The sequence below is a fragment of the Streptomyces sp. NPDC025638 genome (genome assembly GCF_055558775.1).
Genome location: NZ_JBVHLX010000003.1, coordinates 513,705 through 533,144 on the forward strand (window position 1 = coordinate 513,705; position 19,440 = coordinate 533,144).

At 72.8% G+C, this 19,440-nt stretch carries 18 protein-coding genes; 7 read left to right on the forward strand and 11 right to left on the reverse strand.

What is annotated here, in order from left to right; genetic code table 11:
- Positions 1-121: 121 nt before the first annotated feature.
- Together ACZ4EG_RS10345 and ACZ4EG_RS10350 are read left to right on the forward strand one after the other, a co-directional pair.
- Positions 122-1,153: a PHP domain-containing protein gene (locus ACZ4EG_RS10345; RefSeq protein WP_453545948.1), complete on the forward strand. Its 1,032-nt coding sequence runs from the start codon at positions 122-124 to the stop codon at positions 1,151-1,153.
- A gap of 301 nt (positions 1,154-1,454) precedes the next feature.
- The gene (locus ACZ4EG_RS10350; RefSeq protein ID WP_467790306.1) at positions 1,455-2,420 is read left to right on the forward strand and encodes an SDR family NAD(P)-dependent oxidoreductase; all 966 of its coding nucleotides are present in this window, start codon (positions 1,455-1,457) and stop codon (positions 2,418-2,420) included.
- Here ACZ4EG_RS10350 and ACZ4EG_RS10355 read toward each other — a convergent pair.
- The 4 genes from ACZ4EG_RS10355 to ACZ4EG_RS10370 all read right to left on the reverse strand — a co-directional run bounded on the left by ACZ4EG_RS10355 (position 2,417) and on the right by ACZ4EG_RS10370 (position 6,450).
- Complete coding sequence (locus ACZ4EG_RS10355; protein WP_467790307.1) at positions 2,417-3,283, reverse strand: alpha/beta fold hydrolase; 867 nt, start codon at positions 3,281-3,283, stop codon at positions 2,417-2,419. The genes ACZ4EG_RS10350 and ACZ4EG_RS10355 overlap by 4 nt on opposite strands.
- Before the next feature lie 119 nt (positions 3,284-3,402).
- The gene (locus ACZ4EG_RS10360; protein ID WP_467790423.1) at positions 3,403-3,585 is read right to left on the reverse strand and encodes a hypothetical protein; all 183 of its coding nucleotides are present in this window, start codon (positions 3,583-3,585) and stop codon (positions 3,403-3,405) included.
- A 503-nt stretch (positions 3,586-4,088) separates the two neighbouring features.
- A complete protein-coding gene (locus ACZ4EG_RS10365; RefSeq protein ID WP_467790308.1) occupies positions 4,089-5,378 on the reverse strand; it encodes an ROK family protein in 1,290 nt (429 codons plus the stop codon).
- A 91-nt stretch (positions 5,379-5,469) separates the two neighbouring features.
- Positions 5,470-6,450, reverse strand: coding sequence for a phosphotransferase family protein (locus tag ACZ4EG_RS10370; protein WP_467790309.1), 981 nt, complete (start codon positions 6,448-6,450; stop codon positions 5,470-5,472).
- 180 nt (positions 6,451-6,630) lie between these two features.
- On the opposite strand from ACZ4EG_RS10370, the gene ACZ4EG_RS10375 reads away from it, so the two are divergent.
- From ACZ4EG_RS10375 to ACZ4EG_RS10385, 3 genes are all read left to right on the forward strand, one after another.
- Positions 6,631-7,884: an FUSC family protein gene (locus ACZ4EG_RS10375; RefSeq protein ID WP_467790310.1), complete on the forward strand. Its 1,254-nt coding sequence runs from the start codon at positions 6,631-6,633 to the stop codon at positions 7,882-7,884.
- A gap of 34 nt (positions 7,885-7,918) precedes the next feature.
- A complete protein-coding gene (locus ACZ4EG_RS10380) occupies positions 7,919-8,983 on the forward strand; it encodes a hypothetical protein (RefSeq protein ID WP_453545933.1) in 1,065 nt (354 codons plus the stop codon).
- Positions 8,984-9,098: 115 nt separating this feature from the next.
- Complete coding sequence (locus tag ACZ4EG_RS10385) at positions 9,099-10,343, forward strand: lactonase family protein (RefSeq protein ID WP_467790311.1); 1,245 nt, start codon at positions 9,099-9,101, stop codon at positions 10,341-10,343.
- On the opposite strand, the gene ACZ4EG_RS10390 is transcribed toward ACZ4EG_RS10385, so the two are convergent.
- Together ACZ4EG_RS10390 and ACZ4EG_RS10395 are read right to left on the reverse strand one after the other, a co-directional pair.
- On the reverse strand, positions 10,311-11,036 hold the full coding sequence (locus tag ACZ4EG_RS10390; protein ID WP_467790312.1) for a DUF2470 domain-containing protein: 726 nt from the start codon (positions 11,034-11,036) through the stop codon (positions 10,311-10,313). The two genes, ACZ4EG_RS10385 and ACZ4EG_RS10390, sit on opposite strands and share 33 nt — an antisense overlap.
- An 81-nt stretch (positions 11,037-11,117) precedes the next feature.
- On the reverse strand, positions 11,118-11,723 hold the full coding sequence (locus ACZ4EG_RS10395; protein WP_467790313.1) for a TetR/AcrR family transcriptional regulator: 606 nt from the start codon (positions 11,721-11,723) through the stop codon (positions 11,118-11,120).
- A gap of 118 nt (positions 11,724-11,841) precedes the next feature.
- Here ACZ4EG_RS10395 and ACZ4EG_RS10400 point away from each other — a divergent pair, with 118 nt between their 5' ends.
- Positions 11,842-13,377, forward strand: coding sequence for a cytochrome P450 (locus ACZ4EG_RS10400; protein WP_467790314.1), 1,536 nt, complete (start codon positions 11,842-11,844; stop codon positions 13,375-13,377).
- On the opposite strand, the gene ACZ4EG_RS10405 is transcribed toward ACZ4EG_RS10400, so the two are convergent.
- Complete coding sequence (locus tag ACZ4EG_RS10405) at positions 13,339-14,169, reverse strand: pentapeptide repeat-containing protein (protein WP_453545923.1); 831 nt, start codon at positions 14,167-14,169, stop codon at positions 13,339-13,341. The genes ACZ4EG_RS10400 and ACZ4EG_RS10405 overlap by 39 nt on opposite strands.
- Positions 14,170-14,356: 187 nt before the next feature.
- On the opposite strand from ACZ4EG_RS10405, the gene ACZ4EG_RS10410 reads away from it, so the two are divergent.
- Positions 14,357-14,557: a DUF5999 family protein gene (locus ACZ4EG_RS10410; protein ID WP_390705810.1), complete on the forward strand. Its 201-nt coding sequence runs from the start codon at positions 14,357-14,359 to the stop codon at positions 14,555-14,557.
- A gap of 3 nt (positions 14,558-14,560) precedes the next feature.
- On the opposite strand, the gene sigJ is transcribed toward ACZ4EG_RS10410, so the two are convergent.
- From sigJ to ACZ4EG_RS10430, 4 genes are all read right to left on the reverse strand, one after another.
- On the reverse strand, positions 14,561-15,454 hold the full coding sequence (sigJ, locus tag ACZ4EG_RS10415) for an RNA polymerase sigma factor SigJ (RefSeq protein ID WP_453546818.1): 894 nt from the start codon (positions 15,452-15,454) through the stop codon (positions 14,561-14,563).
- 127 nt (positions 15,455-15,581) lie between these two features.
- Complete coding sequence (locus tag ACZ4EG_RS10420) at positions 15,582-16,883, reverse strand: alpha/beta fold hydrolase (RefSeq protein ID WP_467790315.1); 1,302 nt, start codon at positions 16,881-16,883, stop codon at positions 15,582-15,584.
- 97 nt (positions 16,884-16,980) lie between these two features.
- Positions 16,981-18,006: a LacI family DNA-binding transcriptional regulator gene (locus ACZ4EG_RS10425; RefSeq protein ID WP_467790316.1), complete on the reverse strand. Its 1,026-nt coding sequence runs from the start codon at positions 18,004-18,006 to the stop codon at positions 16,981-16,983.
- Positions 18,007-18,084: 78 nt separating this feature from the next.
- Complete coding sequence (locus tag ACZ4EG_RS10430) at positions 18,085-19,428, reverse strand: BNR repeat-containing protein (RefSeq protein ID WP_467790317.1); 1,344 nt, start codon at positions 19,426-19,428, stop codon at positions 18,085-18,087.
- Positions 19,429-19,440: the final 12 nt, after the last annotated feature.

Genomic DNA, 19,440 nt, shown 5'->3' on the forward strand with positions numbered 1-19,440 from the left:
GAGCGTAGAACGCCACCGGCGAAAACGTGTGACGTGAGTCACTCTTCGGACGGTGGGCCGGCCTCCGCCACCCGTCGTGCGGCCCCGTTCGCGCTGCGCAACCCTGGAGGCGGAGGTGGCCATGGACCCCGTCGAGGCTCTGGACCGGATCGCCTTCCTGCTGGAGCGGTCCCTGGCGCCGACGTACCGGGTACGTGCCTTCCGCACCGCCGCCGGGGTGCTCGCGGCACTGCCCGAGGGGGAGGTGGCCGGGCGCGCGGCCGCCGGGACGCTGGAGTCGCTCAAGGGCGTCGGCCCGAAGACCGCGCAGGTGGTGCGTGAGGCCCTGGCCGGGCAGGTGCCCGAGTATCTGCGTGCGCTGGAGGAGGAGGCCGGGGGCCCGCTCGTCCAGGGCGGGGAGCGGCTGCGGGAGCGGCTGCGCGGGGACTGCCATCTGCACTCCGACTGGTCGGACGGGGGCAGCCCGATCGAGGAGATGGGGCGCACCGCGGCGCGCCTGGGACATGAGTGGGCGGCGCTGACCGACCACTCCCCGCGGCTGACGGTCGCCCGTGGGCTGTCGCCCGAGCGGCTGCGCGAGCAGCTGGAGGTGGTGGCGGGGCTGAACGCCACCTGGGCGCCGTTCCGGCTGCTCACCGGCATCGAGTGCGACATCCTGGAGGACGGCTCGCTGGACCAGGAGCCGGACCTGCTTCAGCGGCTCGATGTGGTCGTGGTGTCCGTGCACTCGAAGCTGCGGATGGACGCCCGCTCGATGACCCGCCGCATGCTGGCCGCCGTGCGCAACCCGCTCTCGGACATCCTGGGGCACTGCACGGGGCGGCTGATCACGGGGCGGGGGCGGCCGGAGTCGGAGTTCGACGCGGACGCGGTGTTCGCCGCGTGCGCCGAGTCGGGCACGGCCGTGGAGATCAACAGTCGTCCGGAGCGGCTCGACCCTCCGCTGCGGCTGCTGCGGAGGGCCGTCGACGCGGGTGTCCTGTTCTCGATCGACACCGACGCGCACGCACCCGGCCAGCTGGACTGGCAGATCCACGGCTGTGCCCGGGCCGAGGAGTGCGGGGTGCCCGCCGAGCGGGTGGTGACCACGTGGTCCGCCCCGGAGCTGCTGGCCTGGACCCGGGAGGGCCGGGTGCCGGCGCGGGCGCAGTGACGCAGATCACCGCCGTACCGGCCGGCCGCTGGAACACCCAAGGGTGGTTGCCCGTTGAACCAGCCGTGGGTGCGGATGGGACAGTGCCCCCGGGCCTCGCTGAAGTCCTGTGGATCCCTTCATCGCCGAGAGGCGACCGCTGTCCGTGCCCGCCGTTCAGCCGCCCCGACCGTGATTCCCCCGTCGCGGTCGGGGCTTTCCGCTGTCTGCGGCCCGCGCGGCTCACGCCCGCTCGTCCCGTGTGACATCGAGTCGACTTCGAGTTGACTTGGAGTGCACTCCAATTCGTAGCGTTCCGGACATGAGCACTACTGCACAGCACAAGATCGGTTCGGGTTTCGGCGCCGACAGCACCGCCGAGGACGTCCTGCGGGGCATCGACCTGTCCGGACGCATCGCGATCGTCACCGGCGGCTACTCGGGCCTCGGTCTGGAGACCACCCGCACGCTCACCGGTGCGGGCGCCCATGTCGTCGTACCGGCGCGGCGCCCGGACACGGCACGGGAGGCGCTCGCCGGGATCGACGGGGTCGAGCTGGACGAGCTCGACCTCGGTGACCTGGACAGCGTGCGCGACTTCGCCGAGCGCTTTCTGGCCTCCGGCCGCCGGGTCGACTTCATGATCGACAACGCCGGGATCATGGCCTGTCCGGAGACCCGGGTCGGGCCCGGCTGGGAGGCGCAGTTCGCCACCAACCACCTCGGGCACTTCGCCCTGGTCAACCGGCTGTGGCCGGCGATCGCCCCCGGCGGCGCCCGGGTCGTCTCCGTCTCCTCCCGCGGCCACCACTTCTCCGGCATCCGCTGGGACGACATCCACTGGCGCCGCGGCTACGACAAGTGGGAGGCGTACGGGCAGGCGAAGACGGCGAACGTCCTTTTCGCCGTGCACCTCGACAAGCTGGGCCGGGACTTCGGCGTGCGGGCCTTCTCGCTGCACCCGGGCGGCATCATCACCCCGCTGCAGCGGCATCTGCCCCGTGAGGAGATGGTCGAGCGCGGCTGGATCGACGAGCAGGGCAACCCACTGAACCCCGAGGGCTTCAAGACCCCGCAGCAGGGCGCTGCCACCCAGGTGTGGGCGGCCACCTCGCCCCAGCTGGACGGCATGGGCGGGGTGTACCTGGAGGACTGCGACATCGCCGAGCCCGCCCCCGCGGACGGGGAGCGGACCGGTGTGAAGGACTGGGCGACGGATCCGGAGCAGGCGGCCCGCCTGTGGGCGCTGTCGGCGGAGCTGACGGGGGTGAACGCCTTCGCCGGTTAGACCGTCTTCACCGGTCGGGCCGCCTGCGCCACGGCCATGAACTCCCGGAGATCCGCGGTGAGTCGGCCGGCGTGCGTGGCGAACAGTCCGTGGCCCGCGTTCTCGTAGACCTTGAGCGTGGCGTCGGGCGCGAGCGCCGCGCTGCGACGGCCGGTCGTTTCCAGGGGCGCGGAGACGTCGAGCGAACCGTGCAGGACCAGCACCGGCAGGTCGAGCTCGGCCAGTTCGGGGGCGACGTCCACGGTGGCGATCGTCTCCTGGACGGCGCTCGACGCCCGGGCCGTGGCGACCATGCAGCGGTCCTTGAGATGGCGGACGTGGGCGGGCGACAGGTCGACGCCGGGCCGGCCGAGGGCGAAGAAGTCCCGTACCGCGTCGGGGTCGTTGAAGAATGCCGCCCGGTCCCGCAGGAAGGTCTCGGTCCCGGCGCGCATGGCCTCCGGGTCCCAGCCGTCCGGGTTGCCGGCCGAGCGCACCACGCCGGGTGCGATGCCGGAGACGAGGGCGACGCGGGCCACCCGCCCGGCGCCGTGCCGGGTCAGACAGCGCACGATCTCCGCGGAGCCCAGCGAGTGGCCGATCAGGGTCACCTCGCGCAGATCCAGCCGGTCCAGGAGCGCATGCAGGTCGTCGGCGAGGGTGTCGAGGTCGTAGCCGTCCCACACGTCGTCGGACCGCCCGTGCCCGCGCCGGTCCAGACCGACGCAGCGGTGGCCCTCTTGCGCCAGCGGCAGCATCTGCCGCTCCCACATCTCGGTCCCGAGGTAGGCGCTGTTGACGAAGACGGCGACCGGGCCGTCGGCCGGTCCGTAGTCGACGTAGTGCAGGCGCGTGCCGTCGGCGGGGCTGTCGAAGTACGGCATGGGACGTCCTCCTGGAATCCGCTGGTCGAGCGGCTGACTGGGTACGTCGTCCATGCTTGCGGGAGGGGCGGCGGGCGTCGATTACCTCGGAGGTCAAGGGGCGGACCCCGACGCGGAGTTCAGTCGGTGGGCTCGTCCGGTACGGGCTGCTCGGGGTGCGCCGCCCCCGAGCGCCGTGCACCCCGCCGCCCCGTACCCGCCTCGTCGGTGTCGGGGACGTCCTCCCCGGCGCGGTCGCCGGTCGGCTCCTTCGGGGCGGCCTCCCACGGGTCCTCCCCGGTGCGGGTCTGCTGGTCCTGCATGTCACGCGGAACGGCCCCGCGGTGGCGACGGTCGGCCACGACGTACTCCCCTCGCGTCGGTTCGAGCGGTACGCGAGTACCGCGTGGGCGGGCTGCCAAACGTGCGGGGAGCCAGGATCAGGATCACGCCGTCGCGTGCGTCCGGCCGCTCGGCGTTGGGCCCCGGGTCGTACGGGCGGGCCCGATCCCCGGCGCGGCGAGGCCTCGGCGCGGCCAAGAACCTCTTCGGCGCCGTCGGGCGAGGTCTCCGTCCGCACCGGCACGACCCGTGCGCCGGCGGCCCGGCACGCGTCGGCGAGCCCGACAGCCCGGGCCACCACCTCGGCGGCCGGACGGGTGCGGTCGGGGCGGCAGGTGTGCCCGACTGCGGGGCATCCGTACGCGCGGTCCAGCCGGACGGCCCGGTCACGGCCCCGGTGCGGCACCCGTCCCGGTCCGCGGGACCTCGGCCGCCGGCCGACCTGGCGCGATGGCCGGCCCGAATCGGCTCCTCCCCCGGAGGGTCAGTGCGGCGCCCGTTCCTGGAGTGCCGCTCGCCAGGCCGGGAGGCGGTCCTCGGTCGCCGGCTGTGCGCGGTGGCCGCCGCGGGCGAAGAAGTCGGCCAGGGGCAGGATCGCCGCGCCGACGGTGACCGCGTCGGGGCCGAGGCGGCCCAGGTCGATGGTCACCTTCTCGGCCGGGTGACGCAGCGCGTACGTGGTCGCGTGGCGGCGTACGGCGGGCAGGAAGCGGGCGCCGAGCTGGAGTCCGGCCCAGCCGCCGATCAGGATCCGCTCGGGCTGGAACAGGTTGATCAGGTCGGAGAGGCCCGCCCCGAGATACTCGGCGGTCTCTTCGAGAACGGCGAGCGCCACCGGATCCTCGGCCGTGCCCTCGGGCGGATACGCGGCGGCCAGCATCGCGGTGAGCGCGGTCTCCTCGTCGGTGCCCTCCGGCGGGCGCCCGCCCTCCTCCTCCCACCGTTCGAGCAGGGACTCGGCGCCCGCGTAGGCCTCCAGACAGCCGAGCGCGCCGCAGCGGCAGCGCCGGCCCCGGACCCGTACCGTCAGATGCCCCCACTCGACAGCCCGCCCGTGCTCCACCTCGGGGGTGACGAGGCAGGCGCCGACGCCGGAGCCGAAGAGCACCACGACCGCGTTGCGGGCGCCGCGGCCCGCGCCGAACCACATCTCCGCCTGGCCGAGGGTCTTGGCGCCGTTGTCGATGAAGTACGGGACGGTGCCGGGGAGTTGGGAGCCGGAGCGGAGCAGCTCCTCCAGCGGTACGGCGTCCCAGCCGATCGTCTGCCCGTGCACGACGGCACCCCGGTCCGCGGTGTGCTCGACGATGCCGGGGACGCCGACGCCGACGCCGAGCAGTCGTTCGGGATCGGTTCCGGCCTCGGCGAGGACCTCGGTGACGCCGTCGCGGATGTGGCCGACGATGACCTCGACGTCGTACCGCTGCGGCTCCAACGGCCGTTCGACGCGGGCGAGTTCGGTGAGAGTGAGGTCGAACAGCTCGACGCGGACCCGGGTCTCGCCGACGTCCACGCCGATCATGTGCCCGCTGTGCGGAGCGACCCGCAGCAGGGTGCGGGGGCGGCCGCCGTCGGAGTCGACGCTGCCGGCCTCCTCGACCAGTCCGTCGGCGATCAGATCCGCGACGACGTTGCTGACCGAGCCGGAGCTCAGGCCGGTCGCCGGGCCGAGTTCGAAGCGGCTGAGCGGCCCGTCGAAGTACAGTCGTTGCAGCACGGCCGTGCGGTTGCCCCGCCTGAGGTCGCGTACCGTGCGCCCGTTCCGCCCCGCCATGTGGCTCCCTTCGAACCCTGTCCGACCTGCAACATACCTCTGCTTGTGGGCTCGGCGCGACATTCGTCCAACCCTTAGTTCACGCTATGAGCTAAGCGGGGCGGGTGAACTCGCCGATCTCGTCCAGCGCGGCGACCAGCTCCGGGGCCACCGCCTTGCGCAGCCGGCGGTCGTGCTCCTCCCCCAGGGCCCGCGGAACCGTCTCGACGAGCATGATCAGGTAGAGGTAGCCGCGGTAGAGGGCGAGGCGGAGGCGGGCCGCGGTGTCGAACTCGGCGCGGCCCCCGGCCTCCCGGTAGCCGGCCAGGAACGCCTCGTCCTTCCTGATGTCCCCGAGCAGCGCGAGGGAGACGAAGTCGGCGAGCGGGTCGCCCCAGAACATGCGCTCGCCGTCGATCAGGCCGCCGATGCGGGCCTCCCCCGCCGTGCGGTCGACCAGGATGTTGCCGTCCCACAGGTCGAAGTGGACGGCGCGCGGGACGGCGACCTCGTCGAGTGCTTCGTACGCGGCCCGGGTGGTACGGGCCACCGCGTCGGCGGGGCGGGGCAGCCAGGCCCCGTAGCGGCGGGCGTCGTCGAGCACGGCGTCGAGCATCCCGGTGAACGCGGTCCGCCAGTCCGGGGCGAGCGGGCCCAGCGCGCCGGACGGATAACCGAAGCCGCCAGGCCCGGCAACCCGGTGCAGCCGGGCCGTCCAGCGGCCCAACTCCCTTCGCAGTACGACCCGTTCGGCCTCCGCCACCGTGCCGTCCCAGGGCTCGCCGGGGCAGGCGGTCATCAGCAGATGGGGTGCGTCGCCGTCGGCGCCGAAGGACACCGTACGCGGTGCCGGTACGCCGGCCTCGGCGGCGGCGCGGCAGAACTCCGCCTCGGAGACGAGGAGTCGGGACTCGTACCGCAGACCGGGTGCGGTCGGCGCGATCTTCAGCACGTAACGGCTGCCGTCGGTGAGCCGCAGTTCCGTCACGGAGTTGTACGTGCCACCGCCCAGCGGGCGCACTCCGGCGAGCCGCTCGGGAGGGATGCGTGCCTCGTCCAGGATCCGCCCGGCCCGTTCCCAGGAGTCCGCCATCGTGCGCCCGCCCCTCCCGTCGCTCGACGTATCGGTACAGGGTACGGAAGGCCCCACCCGCCGCCGGGCGGCCGCCGCTCACCGACGCTCGCCGACGGCGGATACGGCCCTCGGAGCAGGCGTTTTTTCTTCAGCGTCGGGTACGTTCGACGCCTCCACCGAACGGGAACAGGCCAAGGGATGCAAGAGGAACGGAAGTGGACGGCGGGGGCGGCGCGGCTCCTGAGGCGTCACCGGGACCCCGTGGTCGTACAGACGTTGCGCTCGGCCGCCGCGGCGACGATCGCGTATGTCCTCGCGCTGCGGCTGAGCCCCGAGCCCGCGCCGCTCACCGCGCCCCTGACCGCCCTGCTGGTCGTCCAGGTCACCCTGTACGCCACGCTGAAGAACGGCATCCGCCGGGTGAACTCGGTGGTGGCAGGCGTCCTCGTCGCCATCGCCTTCAGCCTGCTGGTGGGGCTGACCTGGTGGAGTCTCGCGCTGCTGATCATTGCCTCGCTGGCCGTGGGCCATCTGGTGCGCGTCGACGAGTACGTGCCCGAGGTGGCCATCAGCGCCATGCTGGTGCTCGGGGTCACGACCGTCGGGAACACGGCGTGGGCCCGGGTGGTGGAGACACTGATCGGGGCGGCCGTGGGCATGGCCTGCAATCTGCTGCTGCCACCCCCGGTGTGGGTGGACGAGGCCGGGGAGTCGATCGAGGGCCTGGCGCGGCGGGTGCGGCAGCTGATGCTGCGGATGGGCGAGGAGGCCGCCGGCCGCACTCCGGTGGAGGTGGCGGCGGCCCGGCTGCACGAGGCGCGCCGGCTCGACCACGACATCGTCGAGGTGGACGCGGCCCTGCGGCAGGCCGAGGACAGCCTGCGGCTCAATCCGCGCGTCAAGGAGGGGCTGCTGCGCCGGGTGGTGCTGCGGACCGGCCTGGACACGCTGGAGATCTGCACGGTCGTGATGCGGGTGCTGGCCCGCACCTTCACCGATCTGACCAAGGCCCGCGACCCAGAGCCGCTGTTCGCGTCGGAGGCGGGCGCGACCGTCGAGGAGCTGCTGTCCGAGATCGGCGACGCCGTGGTCAGCTTCGCGGTGCTGGTCACCACCGACCTCAGCCGCAACGCGGACGCGGCGGAGGCGCGGCTGAGCGCGGAGCTGCACGCGGCGGCGGCCACCCGCGACAAGCTGGCCCTGCTGCTGCGGGACGAGGTCGAGCGCGACAGCCGGCACTGGCAGCTGCACGGCGCCGTGCTGACCGAGGTGAACCGGATGATCGACGAACTCGACACCGAGCACCGCTCACGCCGTCTGCTGGAGGAACTGGACCGTGTCTCCGGTGAGCAGCGCGCGAAGCTGCCCCGTCTGACCTGGCTGCGGGAGCGGGTGGGCGTACCCGAGAAGCTGCGCCGGAACCGGCCGGGTGCCGACGGGCGTTCTCACTGACGGGACACCCGGGGCATCGAAGGGGGACACGCGGATGAGTGACACGGCCGTACGGATCGACGGGAACACGCTGCGGCTGCCGGGCGGTGTGGCGGTGCGGTTCGTGCGCACGCTGCGGCTGCCCGAGACGGGTACACATCCGCTGCCGCCGGGTTTGGGTGAGTTTCCCGTCCGGCGGGTGGCCGACTTCCCGGACACGGTGCCGGCGCAGTGGCGGGCCCGCGGTGGCGTGATGCTGCCGGTGTATCTGCGCGAGGCGATGTGGCTGAGCTTCGCGGGCACGACGGAACCGGCCGCGCTGCAGGTCGGGGTCGGCAAGGTGTGCGCCGTGTCCGGCAAGCGGTGGAGCGACCGGCTGTCCCGCAGGCCGCAGAACTATGTCGTACTGCCCCGGCAGCCCTGGCTGGACGGCATCAACTCCGGGAAGGGCACGGTCCGCCAGTTCGTGGCCGTGCCGCTCGGGCTGGGTGCGACGGTGGAGGGGCAGGTCACGGGCGAGGAGGTGTGGGGCGGCGTCCAGCTGCAGTCGTTCCCGCTGCGGGACGAGCCGCTCGCCGAGTGGCGCAGGCAGGAGCGGATCCGCCGGGAGCGGCTGAGCAGGGCCACGGCGGTCGGCGGATACGGCGCCGCCATGCCCATGTCCGCACCGGCGCCCGGCGCACCGCCCGCCCCCGGCGCGGTACCGGCGCCCGCGGGCGCGCCGCGTTCCCCCATGGCCGCCGTCATGGGGCTCGGCGTCGGGGGTTCGATGCGCCAGGAGGTCTACCAGGACGACCGGAAGCTCAAGGAGTGGGCCGAGAAGCCGGCCGGGCGGGTGTTCGTGCATCTGGTGACGCCCCCCGAGTGGCGCCGCATCACGGGCGAGGCTCCGCCGCCGTCGCCGGTGGACCGGGCGGCGTACACCCGCGCGGGACTCCCCTGGTACGACTACTACGACCAGGACGGCGAGGACCTCGCCCCCACCGACACGCTCGGCGCGGTCAAGCCCGTCGGCGACTGGCTCGGGGACGATCTGGAGCCCTGGCAGGAGCCCACCCCCGGCCAGGTGAAGCCGCTGAAGGACGCGCCGGGCGAGCCGGTGGAGGACGGCGAGTGGTAGCCACCGCCCCTCATTGCACCCTGCGCAACGCTCATTGCCGTTCTTGCGTTTGACCGCGGGTCCACGCCAAGGTGGCTGTCACGACCGAGGCAGCCGACGACCTGAGGGTGCGGGCATGGACAGTGGTGCGCAAGCGGCGGGCGGCGGCTGGAGCCGGCGCCGGTTCGTCGGGGCCCTGGCGGGAACCGCGGTGGTGGTCGCCGTCCCGGCACCGGCGGCTCCGCGGGCGAGCGCACCCGAGGCTCCAGGGACCGGCGCGTCCGACGCTTCTCGGACGGGCGCGCCGGAGGCACGGCAACCGGCGCCCGCCGAGGCCTCCCGGACACCGTCCCGCCCGCACCCCCTCTACCTGGGCACCTACACCTCGGCGGAGGGCGGCGGCACCGGCATCGGGCTGGCCACGTACGACCCGGCGACGGGCGCGATCACCGGCGCCGGCACGCTCACCGGCGTCGCCGACCCGTCGTATCTCGCCGTGCATCCGAACGACCGCACCCTGTACGCGGTGAACGAGCGCACGGAAGGGGGTGTGACCGCGGTCCGCCTGGCCGACCGGCGGATCCTCGGCAGCCGGAGCACCGGCGGCGCGGCGCCCTGTCATCTGTCCGTCCACCCTTCCGGGCGGTGGCTGCTGAGCGCCAACTACCAGTCGGGCAGCGTGGCCGTGCACCCGATCGACGCCTCGGGCGCCCTCGGGGAGCACACCGACGTGGTCACGCACTCCAGCCCGGCGCCCGGTCCCGGGCAACAGGGGCCCCACGCGCACCAGTTCGTCACCAGCCCCGACGGAGGTCATGTCCTCGCCGTCGACCTGGGCACCGACACCGTCTACAGCTACCGTCTCGATCCGGCGAAGGGCACGCTCACCGAGGTCGCCCGGGCCGGGACCCGGCCGGGCGCGGGCCCGCGCCACCTCACCTTCCACCCGGGCGGCCGGTACGCCTATCTGGCCAACGAGGTGGACAACACCGTCGCGGTGTGTGGCTACGACCCGCGCACCGGCCGCCTGACGATCGGCGAGGCGCAGCCCACGGGCACCGGCGGGGGCACCAGCTACCCGGCGCAGATCCTGGTGACCGCGAACGGCTCGTACGCCTACCTCGCCAACCGCGGTCACAACAGCCTCACGCGCTACGCCGTCGAGGCGGACGGGGCCCGGCTCCGGCTGCTCGACACCGTGCCGGTGTCCGGCGACTTCCCACGGCAGATCGCCTTCTCGCCGGACGGACGGCTGCTGTTCGCGGCGAACCAGCGCTCCGGCACGGTCAGCGTCTTCCATGTGGACACGGACAGCGGTGAACTGCGGATCGCGGGCGGGCCGTTCCCCTCACCGGTCGCCGTCTGCGCGCTGCCGCTGTAGCGAGCGGGGGCAGGAGGCCGCGCTCGCCTGCGCCAGCAGGACGTGCATGCGTTCGCTCAGCTGCCCCACGTCATCGGCGGGCGCGTGAAACGGCAGGCGTACGTCGCCGTGTGTGCGGACGCGCTCGATGCGCAGCGTCAGCCCGTGCCGGTCCACGGCAAAGGGCTGGACGCGGACCGCCGCGTGCAGACTGTCGGGCTCGACCAGGCGGGTGAGGCGCTCGACGGCGTCCGGATGGGCGTCGGCGAGGTGGGTCAGCAGCTGGGCCTCGGCGGTGGCCAGCGGGTCGGGCGCGGCGGCGGTGAACTCGTCGAGGCCGACGACCACGGAGCCGGAGGGCCTGCGCAGGACGACCCGGGTGGGCCGGAAGGCGAGTCGGCCGTCCTCGACGGCGAACCAGCCTGCGAGCCAGAGCCGTGCGCGGATCCGGCTGCGCACCGGGACGGGCGCGACGTCGGCGAACTCCAGCACGGCCGAGGGCTCCCCGCGTGGTGCGCAGATCGCGGCCGCGAGCAGGGCGCTGTCCCCGGGGACGTGCAGGATCACCCGGCCGTCCACGGTCATGGTGTGCGCGCCGACGAACTCCTCCCGGCCGCCCTCCGCGGTCACCGCGCAGGACCACGCGGCGGCGAGCACCGAACGCGCCTGCTGTGCCGCCCCGGGCACGGCCGTCCAGGCCTGGCTGTCACCCATCCCGAAACCTCCTTAGGTAAGCCTTGCCTAACTTATCGGAGATCGAGGCGCACGCCAACCAGGCCGCTCGGGCACGCACCGTCAGGCGATGACTCCCAGCAGCGCCCGCGCGCACAGATCCCGGACCTGGTCCCGGGTCAGATCCGAGCCGCGCAGCCACTCCAGGCACACGGCCGTGGTGAAGGCCAGCCAGCCGCGGACCGCGAGCCGCACCTCGGGGCGCGCCTCGAACAGCGGCCCGAACTCCGGGTCCGCGGACAGGGCCGCCAGGATCTGTTGCTCCTGGGCGGCCAGAGCCCGCTGATAGACCCGCCGTACCGTCTGGTCGCCGGCCGCGTCGGCGCGATGGAAGGCCCGGTAGCCGTGGGCGTGCGCCTCGACGTACTGCAGATAGGTGTCGAGACCGGCGGTGAGCTGCTCACGCACCGGCACCCCGGGCACCGCCGCCGTCATGCGCAGCATTCGCTCGCTCTCGCGCTCGACGACCGCCGCGAAGAAGTCCCGTTTCGTCGGGAAGTAGTGGTACAGCAGCCCCCGGGAGACCCCGGCGATCTCGGCGACCTGCTCGATCCACACGTCGTCGTAGGGACTCTCGGAGAACAGTCTGGCCCCGACCGACAGGAGCTGCTCCCGGCGCTCCCCGGTGCTGAGTCTGCGGCGGGTGCGCTCGCCCTGGTTCGCGGCCATGTCCGCACTTTACTTGACGCAGGTTCAACAACGGGATCAGACTGAAACCCGTTATTGAACCCACGTACAACACGGGCACCGCAGCTCAACCTGCCACTGGCTCAAGGGAGATCGCGTCATGGCGGAGACGGACATGTCGACGACGGCCGGGAAAGCACTGCCCAGGGGCTTCCGCGGCGCCGAGCAGGGCTGGCCCGAGCTGCACCGCATTCCGCATCCGCCGCGCCGGGTCCCGCTGCTGGGCGATGTGCTCGGTGTCGACCGGCGCACTCCCGTGCAGGATTCCCTGCGCTACGCCCGTGAGCTGGGCCCGGTCTTCCGGCGCAAGGCGTTCGGCAAGGAGTTCGTGTTCGTGTGGGGTGCCCGCCTCACGGCCGACATCTCGGACGAATCCCGGTTCGCCAAGCATGTGGGCCTGGGGGTCGCCAATCTCCGCCCGGTCGCCGGGGACGGGCTGTTCACGGCGTACAACCACGAGCCCAGCTGGCAGTTGGCGCACGACGTCCTGGCCCCCGCCTTCAGCCGCGAGGCCATGGAGGGCTACCACCCCATGATGCTGGCCGTGGCCGGGCGGCTGACCGAGCACTGGGACCGGGAGCTGGCCGCGGGCCGCGCCGTGGACGTGCCCGGCGACATGACCAAGCTGACCCTGGAGACGATCGCCCGCACCGGCTTCGGGCACGACTTCGGGTCGTTCGAGCGTGACCGGCTGCATCCCTTCGTGACCGCGATGGTGGGCACGCTCACCTACGCCCAGCGGCTGAACACCGTGCCCGCGCCGCTGGTCCGGCTGCTGCTGCGGCGGGCCGGCCGGCACAACGCCGCCGACATCGCGTACCTCAACCGCACCGTCGACGACCTCGTACGGGCCCGGCGCCGATCCGGCAGCGGGGACGGGGACCTGCTCGACCGGATGCTCGACACCGCGCATCCGGAGAGCGGGGAGCGGCTGTCGCCGGAGAACGTCCGGCGCCAGGTGATCACCTTCCTGGTGGCCGGGCACGAGACCACCTCCGGCGCGCTGTCCTTCGCCCTGCACTACCTCTCCCGGCACCCGGACGTCGCCGCCCGGGCCCGCGCCGAGGTGGACCGGGTCTGGGGCGACACCCCGGCGCCCGGATACGACCAGGTCGCCAAGTTGCGGTATGTGCGCCGGGTGCTCGACGAGTCGCTGCGGCTGTGGCCGACCGCGCCCGCCTACGCCCGTGAGGCACGGCAGGACACGGTGCTGGCCGGGGAGCATCCGATGCGGCGGGGCGCGTGGGCGCTGGTGCTGACACCGATGCTGCACCGCGATCCCGAGGTGTGGGGCGCGGATGCCGAGGAGTTCGATCCGGACCGGTTCGACGCGAAGGCCGTGCGCGGGCGGGCCCCGCACACCTTCAAACCGTTCGGCACCGGGGCGCGGGCCTGCATCGGCCGGCAGTTCGCGCTGCACGAGGCGACCCTGGTCCTCGGTCTGCTGCTGCGCCGCTACGACCTCGTGTCCGACCCGGACTACCGGCTGAGGGTCATCGAGCGGCTGACGCTGATGCCGGAGGGGCTGCGACTGCATCTGGAGCGCCGCCCCGCGCCCGCGCCGGCCGCGCCGGTGACCGTCCCCGAGACCCCGGCGTCAGAGCCGCGCTGCCCAGTGCACGGGATGGGCGACTGACGTCGGCAGTCGGGTCCCGGCGCTTCCCCGGGCCGCGTTGAGCTGCGGCTGGGTCAGGAAGAACGCGCCGGTGAGATCGGCGTCCGTGAGATCGGCGTCACGCAGGTCGGCGCCGATCAGGTCCGCGCAGCGCAGATCGGCGCCGGTGAGGTCGGCCGCGATGAGGTAGGCACCACGCAGGGCGGCGCCGCGCAGGTCGGCCCCCTTGAGGCGGGCGCCCATGAGGTCGGCGCCCCGGCGGTCCTTCTTCTTGCCGCGGACGCCCGCCCGCACCAGTTCGCTGGTGCGCAGCAGCAGGACGTTGACCTCCTGCCGGTGGGCGGCCACGTCGAACACGGCCAGTTCCCCGGGGCTCTGCCCGGTGAGCCGCTCGGTCTTCTCCAGGGCCGCGCGCAGCTCGGCGTGGACGGGGCGGGCCGCGGGCAGGCCCAGCGCCTCGGTGAGATACCAGAGCAGTTCATGGAGCTGCCGTACGACGGGGAACACCTCGAACATCTGCCGGGCATACTCCTTGGAACCGCCACGCCAGTCCTGTCGGCCGAAGACGACCTGCGAGACCTGCTGACCGGCGCCGAAGCAGTCGTAGACCGTGCAGCCGGCGAAGCCCTTCTTTCTCAGGTCGGCATGGATGCCGCACCGGTGGTCGTCCTGGAGGTTCCGGCAGGGTTTCCCGGCGGGCTTGTCGACCGCGAAGTCCGCCGAGGCGGCGAAGGGCAGGGCGACACAGCACAGCCCGAAGCAACGCGCGCAGTCGCCACGCAGTTCGGGCCGGCCGGCTATCTCGTCTGGCATACGCCCAGCCTACTGACCTGCGGAACCACCCCTGCCCGCGCAGGCCCGACTGCCCCGCAGGGAACGGAAACTCACCGATGAGTTTCCGGCCCTGTGGGGGTCTTCTCATACATCGGAAAACAAGCTCGGCTACTACAGAGGGAGCACCCCGCACAGGCAGGAGCCGACCGAACCGAGGAGACGGACCATGTGCAGCCACCAGCCCCCGTGCCCCACCGCCGACCTGCCCGACCACCACGCGGCCGTCATCGTGTCGGCCCACCCCGAGCAGGGATGGAGCCTGCTGTGCAACGGCACCATCGTCTTCGACGACACCGGCGAACTCCTCCCCGACGGACGGGCCGTGGACCCGCACCGTGCCCTCGGCCCACTGGTCGTGGCCGCCTGAGCCTCACTCCTGCGGTACGGGCAGCTCGAGCCGGGCGAGTCGGTCGGGGTCGGCCAGGATGTACATCCCGGTGATCTTCCCGTCGGCGACGGTGAGGGACGCGACCGCCATGGGCTTGCCCTCCGGCGCGGTGACGAGTCCCAGGGAGCCGTTGACCAGTGCGAGCCGGGCGAATCCGGCGAACTGCGAGAACATGGCCGCCTGTTCGGCCACCGCCCTGGCCCCGTGCACGACCTTGGACGCGGCCGCTCCGCGCACCAGGGCACCCGCGTCGGCGCGCAGGACCACGTCCGGGTGGAGCACGGCGACGAGCGCCTCGAAGTCGCCGCCGCGGGAGGCGGCGAGGAAGGCCTCGACCACTTCGCGCTGCCGCCCGAGGTCCGGATCGGCCGGCGGGGTGGCGCCCTGGACCCGGCGACGGGCCCGGCTGGCCAGCTGCCGGGTCGCGGCCGAGGTGCGTTCCACGACGGGCGCGATGTCGTCGAACGGCACCGCGAACATGTCGTGCAGGACGAACGCCAGGCGCTCGGCGGGTTCCAGCGTCTCCAGGACGACCAGGAGGGCCACGCCGACCGAGTCGGCCTGGAGCACCTCCTGCTCGGGGTCGATCTGCGACAGCGGCCGGATCACCGGGTCCGGGACGAACGTGTCGTCCATCGGCTCCTCGCGGCGGGCGCCGCGCGAGCGCAGCATGTCGAGGCAGACCCGCCCGACCACGGTGGTCAGCCAGCCGCCGAGATTCCTGATCTCGTCCGGGTCGGTGCGGCCGAGTCTGAACCAGGCCTCCTGGACCGCGTCCTCGGCCTCCGCGAGCGAGCCCAGCATCCGGTAGGCCACCGCGCGCAGATGACCGCGGTGTTCCTCGAAGCGGTCCGCCAGGAGTTCCTCGTCGTTCATTCCGTCCCCGTTCGGTTGGCCGCGCTCGCCCGCTGCAGACATGGGCCGGAGCCGACTGATCTTCGGCTCGGTCATGGGCGCAGACTATGCCGATCTCCCGTGCCCGCAACCGCTTTTGAGTCCGGGCTCAGGCCTCGTCACGGGTCAGCGCGAGCAGCCGGTCCAGGACGCGCGGCGCGCCGGCCCGCAGGCCGTCGTGCTCGAACTCGTCGGTCACCCAGGTGCGCAGCCCACGGATCGCGCGGGCGGTCCGCAGGGAGTGGGCGGTGTCGACGTACATGTCGTCGTGGTAGACGGCCGCGGCGACCGGGACCTCGTTGGCGGCGAGGCGGGCCGGGTCGTACAGGGGCTGCCAGTCGGTGCGGGCGGCCAGCGCGTCGGCCGTGTCGCGCAGCGGGCGCAGGGCCGGGTCGCTGTCGAACATCCAGGGGTAGATGTTCTCGCCGGTGAACAGCACCGGTGCGTCGCCGGCAAGGGCCTTGGGAGCGTCGAACTGCGGGAACTCGGCGCGGATCCGTTCGGCGGCCCAGGCGGTGGGGCGGGTGTCCTGGCCGTAGATCGGCTCGTGGAGGAGGGCGAAGAGCGGATGGTCCGCGTAGGAGAGGAGACCCTGGGCCTCTTCCTGGAAGGCGTCGGACAACTCGGTGCCGTGCGGGGTGCGGACGAAGGCGTTCTCCAGGAGGTAGTGGAGGCGGTGGCTGCCGTCGCTCGCGCCGAGCATGAGGCCGAGGGACTGGAAGGCCTCGACCGTGAGGGGGTAGCCGTTCGGCAGCACGACGTCGTGGGTCAGCAGGTGGTCGGCGATCCGGCGGGCCCGCTCGACGTCCTGCGGGTAACGGGCGTAGTGCGCGGTGACCTTGCGCTCGATGCGGGGGTAGGCGGCCCGGTAGACGTCGTCGGCGTGGGCGTCGAGGGAGGGCAGGCCGCCGGTGATCACGGCGGTGGCCAGGCCCTTCGGGGCCAGGGACAGATAGCTGACCGTGCAGAAGCCGCCGAAGCTCTGGCCGAGGACGGTCCAGGGGGCGCCGCCGGTGAGCCGGGCGCGGATCAGCTCGCAGTCGCGGACGATCGAGTCGGCGCGGAAGTGGGCGAGGTAGTCGGCCTGCTCGGCGGGGCCGCCGCGCAGCGGGAGGGTCTGCCGGTTGGCGGGTGTGGAGTGGCCGGTGCCGCGCTGGTCGAGGAGCAGGACGCGGTACTCCTCCAGGGCACGGTCGAGCCAGGCCTGCCGCCCGATGAAACGGTTCGCCCCATAGCCGGGACCGCCCTGGAGATAGACCAGCCACGGCAGGTCCTGCCGCGCCTTGTCACTGGCGACGACCTCACGGGCGTAGAGCTCGATCGTCTCGCCCCGCGGGTCGGCGTGGTCCAGGGGCACGGTGAAGTGGCGGTCGGTGAGGACGACGCCGGGCTGGCGGTAGCTGAGGCTCAACAGGTCTCCCGGGACGGACGGATGGTCGCGTCCCAGTTCAACACATGTCCGTCCGGCGTCCGACCCCCGGGATCATGGATTCTTACTGAACCGGAGATCAGCGGGCGGCGAGACTGGAGCGGCGCACCACGAGCTCCGGCTGGAGCACCACCCGCCGGTGCTCGTGCGCGCCCGGCCCGTTCTGCATCTCGGTCTCCTCCAGCAGGAGCTCGGCGGCGAGGGCGCCCATGGTGACCGCGGGCTGCCGTACCGAGGTGAGCGGGACGGCGGCCGCGGCCGCGAACTCGATGTCGTCGTAGCCGACGATGGCGAGGTCGTCGGGCACGGTGACCCCGGCGGCGTACATGGCCTGCAGGACGCCGAGGGCGAGCAGGTCGTTGGCGCAGAAGACGGCGGTCGGACGCTCGGCGAGACCGAGGAGCCGGGCGCCGGCGTCCCGGCCGGCCGCGACATCGAGGCGCTCGGTGGGCAGCTCGCGCAGGGCTTCCGGACCGAGCCCGGCCTCCGCAAGCGCGTTCAGGGCGCCGGTGCGGCGGTCGCGGACCTGGTTCAGTCCGGGCGGGCCGCTGACGTACGCGATGGAGCGGTGCCCGGCATCCACCAGGTGGCGCACGGCCAGGGCGCCGCCCGCCACGTCGTCGACGGAGACGGAGCACTCGGTGGTGCCCTCGGAGACGCGGTCGACCAGCACGAACGGGATGCCGTGCCGGCGGAACGACTCGATGTTGCGCCCGGTCGCGTCGGCCGGCGTGAGCAGCACCCCGCGCACCCGCTGCTCGGCGAAGAGCGACAGATACTCGGCCTCCTCGCCCGCGTTCTGCGCGCTGTTGCAGACCATCACGCCGAGCCCGGCCTCCCGCGCCGCCCGCTCGGCGCCGCGCGCCACGTCGACGAAGAACGGGTTGCCCATGTCGAGGACGAGCAGGCCCATGATCCGGCTGCGGCCCGCGCGCAGCTGGCGCGCGGACTCACTGCGGACGTAGCCGAGCCGGTCGATCGCCGACTGCACGCGCGCCCGGGTCTCGCTGGCGACGGAGTCCGGACGGTTGATGACGTTCGAGACCGTGCCCACCGACACTCCGGCGGCGCGGGCGACGTCCTTGATACCCACCGACTGGGCCATCGGGCAGGGACCTCCTGGTGAACGAGGGGCGGCGGGGAGGCCTTCACATTACCGTCACCGCTGCCCGGAACGGACCGGTCAGGCAGGGAGTGCGAAGTCCACGACATGAAGTGCCGAGGGGGTCGTGCCGACCGACTTCTCCTGGTACATGAACGACAGCACGTTGTCCGCCGCGACCCGTGTCTCGTCGATCACGACCTCCCCGAACGCGTTCAGGTCACTGCCGTCGTACAGCGGCGCCCAGTCCGTGTACCCGGAGGACTTCGAGGCACCCGCGATCCGGCCGTGGGGGAAGATCGCATAGGCGTTGTCGTACCGGTCCAGGACCAGTTTGGTGCGCTGGCTGGAGTCCGGCACGACGGGGATCTCGGTCTTCCGCCAGGTGCCGGAGGAGTCCTTGCGGACGTGGAAGGCCCGGCCGTTCGCCGTGCGGTCGGCGACGTAGTCCGTGGTGCACGGGCCGAAGCGGCCGGGGACATGGCTGATGATCGCGTGCGGCAGGCCGGTGGAGTCGACGGCCTGGCTCTCCTGGTTCATCAGGGCGTGGTCGGGGCCGAGGGAGTCGACGACCAGGCCGGAGTCGGTGACCGCGACGGTGTCCGGGGTACCCGTGGTGCCCACCGGGGTGCCCGCGTCGGTGCGCCAGGTACGGCCGCGGTCGATGGAGTGGACATATCCGGTGTCGTGATTGGTGAGCCCCCCGCCGGAGCCCGTCACGGCGGCGTTCTGCTCACGCCACGTGAAGAAGGCGTGCAGCCGGCCGGCCGAATCGTAGTCGAGGCCGTGCAGATACATGTTCCGGGCGCCGCTGGAGCCGTGCGCGCTGGTGTAGGTGCCGGTGGAGCTGCTCCACTCCCCCAGCGCGGTCCAGACCGAGCCGTCGTACTCGGCGAGCGCGTTGCGGCCGTTGCCGGAGATGCCGACGCGGTAGCTGAGCTGCAACCTGCCCTCGGGCGTGGCGACGAACTGGGGGTAGGTGAACCGCGACGTGAGGGCGAGCCCGTCCAGGGTCGTCCGTACGACGCCGAAGACGGACGGGGTCCAGGAGGTGGACGCCGGGTCGTCGAGGAGTCCGGCGACCGACTTGACGTAGAAGAAGCCGTCGCTGTGCGCGTCCATGACGAGGTGGAGCCGGCCGTCGGTGTGCGAGACGCCCATGGAGATCACATTGTGGGAGTCGTCGCTCTTGAGGGTGTGGGGGAGCGTGACGGTCTGCCAGCCGGAGCCGCCGAGGGCCCGGCGGGCCACCACGGCGTGGCGGGTGGCGGTGTACCAGGCGGCGTACTGATGACTCCCGTGGGTCAGCAGGCCGTTCTTCTGGAAGGAGTTGTTGTTGACCAGGCCGTCGTAGGACACGAAGTAGACGGCCTGGGCGTCCAGTTGACTGAGGCCCTGCATGACGACCGAGGGGCGTCCGGTCATGAGCGGAACCCT

Coding starts and splice junctions, on each gene's coding strand:
- ACZ4EG_RS10425 (WP_467790316.1), bottom strand. CDS start 18,006: ATGGCCCAGTCGGTGGGTATCAAGGACGTCGCCCGCGCCGCCGGAGTG.
- ACZ4EG_RS10405 (WP_453545923.1), bottom strand. CDS start 14,169: ATGCCAGACGAGATAGCCGGCCGGCCCGAACTGCGTGGCGACTGCGCG.
- ACZ4EG_RS10365 (WP_467790308.1), bottom strand. CDS start 5,378: ATGGCGGGGCGGAACGGGCGCACGGTACGCGACCTCAGGCGGGGCAAC.
- ACZ4EG_RS10390 (WP_467790312.1), bottom strand. CDS start 11,036: ATGGGTGACAGCCAGGCCTGGACGGCCGTGCCCGGGGCGGCACAGCAG.
- ACZ4EG_RS10370 (WP_467790309.1), bottom strand. CDS start 6,450: ATGGCGGACTCCTGGGAACGGGCCGGGCGGATCCTGGACGAGGCACGC.
- ACZ4EG_RS10385 (WP_467790311.1), top strand. CDS start 9,099: ATGGACAGTGGTGCGCAAGCGGCGGGCGGCGGCTGGAGCCGGCGCCGG.
- ACZ4EG_RS10350 (WP_467790306.1), top strand. CDS start 1,455: ATGAGCACTACTGCACAGCACAAGATCGGTTCGGGTTTCGGCGCCGAC.
- ACZ4EG_RS10400 (WP_467790314.1), top strand. CDS start 11,842: ATGGCGGAGACGGACATGTCGACGACGGCCGGGAAAGCACTGCCCAGG.
- sigJ (WP_453546818.1), bottom strand. CDS start 15,454: ATGAACGACGAGGAACTCCTGGCGGACCGCTTCGAGGAACACCGCGGT.
- ACZ4EG_RS10430 (WP_467790317.1), bottom strand. CDS start 19,428: ATGACCGGACGCCCCTCGGTCGTCATGCAGGGCCTCAGTCAACTGGAC.
- ACZ4EG_RS10360 (WP_467790423.1), bottom strand. CDS start 3,585: ATGCAGGACCAGCAGACCCGCACCGGGGAGGACCCGTGGGAGGCCGCC.
- ACZ4EG_RS10355 (WP_467790307.1), bottom strand. CDS start 3,283: ATGCCGTACTTCGACAGCCCCGCCGACGGCACGCGCCTGCACTACGTC.
- ACZ4EG_RS10395 (WP_467790313.1), bottom strand. CDS start 11,723: ATGGCCGCGAACCAGGGCGAGCGCACCCGCCGCAGACTCAGCACCGGG.
- ACZ4EG_RS10380 (WP_453545933.1), top strand. CDS start 7,919: ATGAGTGACACGGCCGTACGGATCGACGGGAACACGCTGCGGCTGCCG.
- ACZ4EG_RS10410 (WP_390705810.1), top strand. CDS start 14,357: ATGTGCAGCCACCAGCCCCCGTGCCCCACCGCCGACCTGCCCGACCAC.
- ACZ4EG_RS10345 (WP_453545948.1), top strand. CDS start 122: ATGGACCCCGTCGAGGCTCTGGACCGGATCGCCTTCCTGCTGGAGCGG.
- ACZ4EG_RS10375 (WP_467790310.1), top strand. CDS start 6,631: ATGCAAGAGGAACGGAAGTGGACGGCGGGGGCGGCGCGGCTCCTGAGG.